The sequence below is a fragment of the Butyrivibrio sp. INlla16 genome, assembly GCF_900104155.1.
Classification (GTDB): domain Bacteria; phylum Bacillota; class Clostridia; order Lachnospirales; family Lachnospiraceae; genus Butyrivibrio.
The window spans coordinates 1-5841 of record NZ_FMYB01000101.1; the positions used below are offsets into that span (position 1 = coordinate 1).

General features: G+C 38.3%; 9 protein-coding genes and 1 pseudogene. 8 read left to right on the forward strand and 2 right to left on the reverse strand.

Features of this window, described 5'->3' with window-relative positions; all coding sequences use genetic code 11:
• Positions 1-276: 276 nt before the first annotated feature.
• A complete protein-coding gene (locus BLR42_RS21615; protein ID WP_091873665.1) occupies positions 277-549 on the reverse strand; it encodes a hypothetical protein in 273 nt (90 codons plus the stop codon).
• 263 nt (positions 550-812) lie between these two features.
• On the reverse strand, positions 813-1562 hold the full coding sequence (locus tag BLR42_RS21620) for a metallophosphoesterase (RefSeq protein WP_091873667.1): 750 nt from the start codon (positions 1560-1562) through the stop codon (positions 813-815).
• Between the two features lie 167 nt (positions 1563-1729).
• Here BLR42_RS21620 and BLR42_RS21625 point away from each other — a divergent pair, with 167 nt between their 5' ends.
• From BLR42_RS21625 to BLR42_RS21660, 8 genes and pseudogenes are all read left to right on the forward strand, one after another.
• Complete coding sequence (locus tag BLR42_RS21625; RefSeq protein WP_091873670.1) at positions 1730-1918, forward strand: hypothetical protein; 189 nt, start codon at positions 1730-1732, stop codon at positions 1916-1918.
• A gap of 54 nt (positions 1919-1972) precedes the next feature.
• Positions 1973-2206 (forward strand): GlsB/YeaQ/YmgE family stress response membrane protein, encoded by a 234-nt coding sequence (locus tag BLR42_RS21630; RefSeq protein WP_091873672.1) that lies wholly within the window; start codon positions 1973-1975, stop codon positions 2204-2206.
• A 396-nt stretch (positions 2207-2602) separates the two neighbouring features.
• Complete coding sequence (locus tag BLR42_RS21635; RefSeq protein ID WP_091873675.1) at positions 2603-3091, forward strand: hypothetical protein; 489 nt, start codon at positions 2603-2605, stop codon at positions 3089-3091.
• A 148-nt stretch (positions 3092-3239) separates the two neighbouring features.
• On the forward strand, positions 3240-3815 hold the full coding sequence (locus tag BLR42_RS21640) for a hypothetical protein (RefSeq protein ID WP_091873678.1): 576 nt from the start codon (positions 3240-3242) through the stop codon (positions 3813-3815).
• A 107-nt stretch (positions 3816-3922) separates the two neighbouring features.
• Positions 3923-4168, forward strand: a complete 246-nt coding sequence (locus BLR42_RS21645) for a hypothetical protein (protein ID WP_091873681.1) — start codon at positions 3923-3925, stop codon at positions 4166-4168.
• A gap of 379 nt (positions 4169-4547) precedes the next feature.
• Positions 4548-5069, forward strand: coding sequence for an RNA polymerase sigma factor (locus BLR42_RS21650; protein ID WP_091873684.1), 522 nt, complete (start codon positions 4548-4550; stop codon positions 5067-5069).
• Positions 5070-5272: 203 nt separating this feature from the next.
• On the forward strand, positions 5273-5533 hold the full coding sequence (locus tag BLR42_RS21655; RefSeq protein ID WP_091873686.1) for a flavodoxin family protein: 261 nt from the start codon (positions 5273-5275) through the stop codon (positions 5531-5533).
• Between the two features lie 81 nt (positions 5534-5614).
• A pseudogene (locus BLR42_RS21660) lies at positions 5615-5841 on the forward strand (hypothetical protein); the annotation flags it as partial.

Sequence of the window (5841 nt, forward strand, 5' to 3'; positions counted from 1 at the left end):
ATAGATGGTTTGCCTCTCCAGAATGTAGATATCACCGTTCTTCTGAGGCTGACGTACTATTTTTGTTTTGATCTCTCCTGATGGTTTTGCTGGCATAAGGCACTCTCCTTATTTGAGTATATATTTATTATAATATATACTCAAATAAAAGTCAATACAAAAAGCGCTTAAATGTCAGTATTTTCAAGGATTTGCGCCATATGGCCAAGCAATAAAAATGAGTAAATAATCGTTTTGAGTATCTAATTTACGACTTTAGGGTTAACACTATACTTTTTATTCTTTTACGACGTTAGTAGATTCACCTTTATTATTTGAAAAATCTGATTCGATGAATTCAAGGTATTCACTGAGCTCCCTAAGCTCTCTCTCCATTGTTTCTGCAGCGAACATAAGAGCATTGCTGGCCTGATCATTTTCACTTAGGGCCAATCCATCTGATAAGAGCTGCAAATTATTATTAAGACACATAAGTGTATGCATCTTACGAGATACCTCCTCAAAATATGTTTTACAATCAGCATTCTTTATGCCTGTAATACTGTGCATTTATTGTTGCCTCCTACGAAAATTATCCATCAGAAGACTACGATTCTATCCGACTTCCCCGGACACTTTTTATCCCCTATCGAGATCTCGAGGAAACAATTGTAGCAAAATCACTGTCTAATAAAAAAGGCATATTATATTGTATAATAATTATTTTTAAGAACTATCTTTGCGGATTTCTTATCTAGTGGAACTGCTTCTTGTGAAATTATTTATGATGCTTCAGCACGTGGAAACAATACATGGTTTGTGATGATTAGAAGTTATAGTGAAGCAAATGTAAGTGCTGTTTCACGCATATCATCAAGCCTTATGCATATGACACCATACTCATTATTATCTAAAACACCGCGCTCTCTGTAGGAACAGCCACCATCGATTAGTGTGATGTTTTGCTCATGGAATGCCTGGAATTTTGCATCAAGTCCTGATATTCTCTGGACCGGGACATGCCCTATGATAAACTGCCAGTCATTTTCAATATAATCATCAGTTGGTACGAAAATGTCGGGACGGTAAGGTGTTTTCCACACGATGTTCCATACTATCTGATAGCCGATATCTTTAAATTCGGTATCTATAAGTGCCACCTTAAAATATGAGTGGGTAAGGCAGAATGTTGTATCACCTATGTCTACAAGAGTTGTAAGGAATCTTGTGTTTAGCCACTTAAGAAGGTCTTTTCGTTCATCCAAAGATAACTCTTTATAATGTTCAAAAGTAACTTCTCCACCATTTGAGTATAACCAGAGATAGGCATCTTTTCCTGGAGTGTTTTCAACTGAACCGTCAGGTGCGACGGCATTGAGCATCATGAATTCATGGTTACCTATGAGGAGCTCCATGTTTGGAGCATCCTTTATAGTCTGTAATATCTTTATTCCGTTCGGACCTCTGTCTATGGCATCTCCAAGCACATACATAAAGTCGTCTTCTGAAAAATGGATAACTTCCAAGAGCTTTTTGAAAAGTTCATATTGTCCATGAAGATCTGAGACAGCATATGTTGCCATGAAAATACCTCGCTTTTTTGTAAATTTCCATAAACGGAAAATGGATATGATAATGTCGCAACCGTGGATATATATTCTGTGTCCGGTCGTAAATATAATAATAACATCAGCAAAGAGTTTTTATAAAGTTTGTCAATTGTTTTGTTTGCGGAGGAGGCGAATCATTTATGACAATTACATGGAAGCAGAGTACGCATGCTTTTATGCTTGCCGTAGCACAACTGGTAATAGGCATCAGTGCATATGCCGGAGGCAGAAGTACATGGGTATATCTGATAGCATTTGCCTGCTCGGCTTTAGAATTGGTAATTGGAATTTATTATAAGATGTGTGAGAAAAGCGAAGAAATAAAGTAAAAGTGGTATTATTATTAAGTATGTGAAAAAGGTTTTTTGGAGAGGAGAATTAACATGGGATTACTAAGAGGACTGATACTTGGTGCGGTTGAAGGATGCTTGGCAAGTAGCATCATGAAAGAAAAATCAGGAATGGTAAAGAACATTGTTCTTGGTATCGTAGGTGGCTGCGTTGGAGGAGTTGTGTTCGGGCTTGCAGGATTGTCAGCAAGCGGACTCATCGGAAACCTCATCATTTCAACGATCGGTGCATGCATCTGTATTTGGATTGGAAGAAAGCTTTTCTGATACAGGTAGTTACCCTAAGGGTTGTGTTTGAAAAAGGATTGAAACATGTAATAAGATGAATACACTGGGAGACTGGATTCTTTTAGGGTCAAGTTGTCCCGGTTTTTTTATAGCTTTTTATAGGGAAATATTCTATCGCCTATATGGCGAATGCGTCACCATGAGCGCTGACAATATTAGAGAATAATTAAAGAGTATTACGTGATTTTTTATTGTTGGGAAGGAAACCATATATACAATATATAGTTTCTAAAACGAACAAATATATAATATATAGTGTAATGACAAAATAATAGGCATGTTGAAATAATATCGCCATATAGGCGATATAGGTCGCCGTTATATGGGTTCTTATTTCGTATGAAATCCTATACATTATTCGGTGGAGATATGCTTATGAGAGATGTAAATGATTCATTAAGGAAGAAAATTGAATCAAAGTTGAAGCGTTGGCGCAGTTTATTCAGCAAAGACTCTAGGGATGCCCAAAAGTACTGGAATAACAGGCTGAAGGATAATTTTGATCGATTGAAAAGTAAAGGGTATACCGGAGTATTGATAGCTGAGTCGCTGGAGACAGATCCTAAGAATTTTTCAAAATGGAAAAATAATGGGGGACCATTTGATGCAGAAAAATTGAGCAGACTGATTTATGTAGATGGTATTAATCTGAATTGGCTTTTTTCTGGTGATGATAGATTCCCCATGTTTATAGAGACAGCTTCAGATGATGAACTAATGAACTGTACTATAAAATGTGGAGAATTCATAAGAACGTTCAGAAGCATAAAGAACAATGAAGATAAATTAAAGATAATACAGTATCTGAGTAAGGAATTGTTTGGGGATTCGGATACGACCGACATAGAAGAATACGATAATTGAAATCATGGATCCTGTAAAGCACACAAGGGGGAATTCCTCCTTGTATGTTTTTAGGGTCCATGATTTTTTGTTTGGGCTTTTCATTTAAATGACAGGCTTCAATGTTTTCTGAGGGGGAAATGTAACGGAGGGAACAGGAGGAGTTAGTATGAGTGGAATTTCAAAGCATGAAGCAAGAATCAACGAGTATCTGGAACTGGTGAAACTGGATAAGAAATTTGCAGTAAAGATAACCAGATCGCTTTTGGAAAAGTACTGTAATCAGCTACATTCAGGTGACATGAATAGAATTCCTATGACACTGCAGGAGATAATGGAACAGAAGCAGCAGATGCGACGAGAGTATCTCCAGATTATGCGTGAAGAAGGGGAAGAAGCAGAAAAAAAGCAAAGTATATTTGTTACAAAGGTTCTGAATACTCCCTGGATGGAGAGCAAAATTCAAATGGTGCTTGATCAGGTGGCAGATTTTCATGAAGTAGGACCTCTTTATAGAGATATTCTCGGTGACAGCTATCTTAATGTAAAAATACTTACCATGAGAGAACTTGAAAAGAAGTATCATATGTGCGACTCGAGTATCAGAAATACCAGAAGAGAAGCTATAAAGCTTTTTGCATATTATATATGGACATATGCAGAGCGTAGGGAGCTAGAAGACATAGCTGCCGGAGTAGTGGATTCTGATGTTGCTGTAGCAAAAAAGTGTGAACAAGCCAGTTAATAAGCGGTTTTTTGCCTGATGGTTGATAAAAATGCTGTAGATAGTCTGTAATATTTTCATCTGATATTGTGATATTCTTATCAAGGCTCAAGTGAGGGGGATGGTTATTGAGCCTTGATCTTTTTTATAGAAAGGAATTAGATGAGATGGAGAAGTTTGTTCAAAGAAGAGCTAAAAGAAGGTTTGTTTATTGCCCCTCATGTGGGAGGAGACTTATCGGTATTGATAAATATTGGAACGATACCAATGCGGAATGCCAATGTGCTAAATGTGGAAAGAACTATGTGGTTATGATGTTTAATCCGTTAGCAATAGGTGTATTTACTGACAGACGTGCTGTTGTACGTGCATGAGTACCGCTGATTTTATGATTTAAAACTGAATAAAAATGTATGAGCGACCTGTGGATGGCATTGGATCCGGCATAGTACTGGAAAGGATGTGAACAGGAGCTTTATGTTTTTGTTAGCGGCTAGGAACGGCTGAGTATCGTTGAAAGGCGGAGCAAAACAGAGGAAATATCCATTAAGGGTATTCTGTTTTGCTTCGCCTTTTTTTGCTTTGCGTATTTTTAGATTTCAAATCTGAAACAGAAATGGAGATTTTCTCTGTTTTCTCTGAGTAGTGCTTCAGATTTGAATTTTTTTATTTGGTGGGAAACCTACATAGGCAGATATCCGTGATCCCGATTTTGGAATTTATCAATTTTTCAAAAATCGGAGGAAACGGATAATGAATAGCAATGAGAATAAAACTGAATATGATGTAATAAACCTTGGATATGAGTATCCCGGAATGACCGGAGGAGTGAAGTGGGCTGTTATAACGGATATTGATGTTGAGACTCTCATGGAAATGTACGGCTCGGAGCTGGAGCAGTATATGCCATATGTAGTTATGTCTAAGGAGCAGGGAGAAGCTTTCCGCGAGTATGACCGCAACGAGAAGAAGCATGAAATGCGCAGGATGCGTTACCATGACCTGGAGGGCTATGATGAAGGAACAACAGAAAGCATCAAAGGGATTTATTCAAATGATGAGCCGGAGGATGCTGTCATGGGTAAGATGGAACATGAAAGATTCAAGGAGGCTATTGAAAAGCTCCCTACAGTTCAGAAGCGCAGGTGCATTCTGTATTTTTATCATGGTCTGTCAGAAGGAGAGATAGCAAGGGCTGAGGGTGTGACACAGCAGATGGTTGCCAAGTCACTGGATCAGGCGATGCGAAATCTGAAGGCTTTTCTGAAACTTTAAGCTTCTAAATGAATTGATAATCGTGCACAGTTCGGAACGGATTGTGTGCGATTATTGTATCTAATATAATTAAGGAAGTATCAGTCAGGACGCGCTTTTAGAGCTGATAAATGTGAGGCTCAAAGCAGAGTAACATGAACAGATTCTTTATGGAAAAGCTATAGAGTCTGTATTTAAGCATATTATAAATAAGGAGGTAGGAGATGAAGGTAGCAATTTTAAACGGAAGTCCGCGAAAAGAGAACACATCGGCAATGGTTCAGGCATTTCGCGAAGGCGCTGAGGCAGCAGGGCATGAAGTAGAGGAATACCAGGTTGGCAGAATGAAGATTGCCGGATGCCTTGGCTGTGAGTACTGCCACACAAAGGGTGAGGGTACATGTGTGCAGAAAGATGATCTTGAGAAGATTATGCCAGCATACAAAGAGGCAGATGTCATAGTTTTGGCCTTTCGCCAAATATAGTGGGTAACCACTAAAACTTTGTTGATAGTTACAACCATTTTGAGTACGCTTAGATATATCAAACAGAATGGAGTACTCATTATGGATAATGCTTCTTTATTTACAGCTGCACTTCAGCTTGAATACCCTTGGAAAGTAACTACTGTTGAATTCCTTCCTGACGAAAATAAACCAAGTAAGATGACATTGCACATCACTGTTGGCTTTGAAAAGGGTGCCAAGTTCATCTTCTACAATGAAGATGGATCCGTATGGGCTGACGAAAATGGCAACCCTATTGAATGTACGGCACATGATACAGTAGATCG

Excerpts from the sequence above, each read along its gene's own strand:
- BLR42_RS21615 (WP_091873665.1), bottom strand. The coding sequence starts at position 549 with ATGCACAGTATTACAGGCATAAAGAATGCTGATTGTAAAACATATTTT.
- BLR42_RS21620 (WP_091873667.1), bottom strand. The coding sequence starts at position 1,562 with ATGGCAACATATGCTGTCTCAGATCTTCATGGACAATATGAACTTTTC.
- BLR42_RS21625 (WP_091873670.1), top strand. The coding sequence starts at position 1,730 with ATGACAATTACATGGAAGCAGAGTACGCATGCTTTTATGCTTGCCGTA.
- BLR42_RS21630 (WP_091873672.1), top strand. The coding sequence starts at position 1,973 with ATGGGATTACTAAGAGGACTGATACTTGGTGCGGTTGAAGGATGCTTG.
- BLR42_RS21635 (WP_091873675.1), top strand. The coding sequence starts at position 2,603 with ATGAGAGATGTAAATGATTCATTAAGGAAGAAAATTGAATCAAAGTTG.
- BLR42_RS21640 (WP_091873678.1), top strand. The coding sequence starts at position 3,240 with ATGAGTGGAATTTCAAAGCATGAAGCAAGAATCAACGAGTATCTGGAA.
- BLR42_RS21650 (WP_091873684.1), top strand. The coding sequence starts at position 4,548 with ATGAATAGCAATGAGAATAAAACTGAATATGATGTAATAAACCTTGGA.
- BLR42_RS21655 (WP_091873686.1), top strand. The coding sequence starts at position 5,273 with ATGAAGGTAGCAATTTTAAACGGAAGTCCGCGAAAAGAGAACACATCG.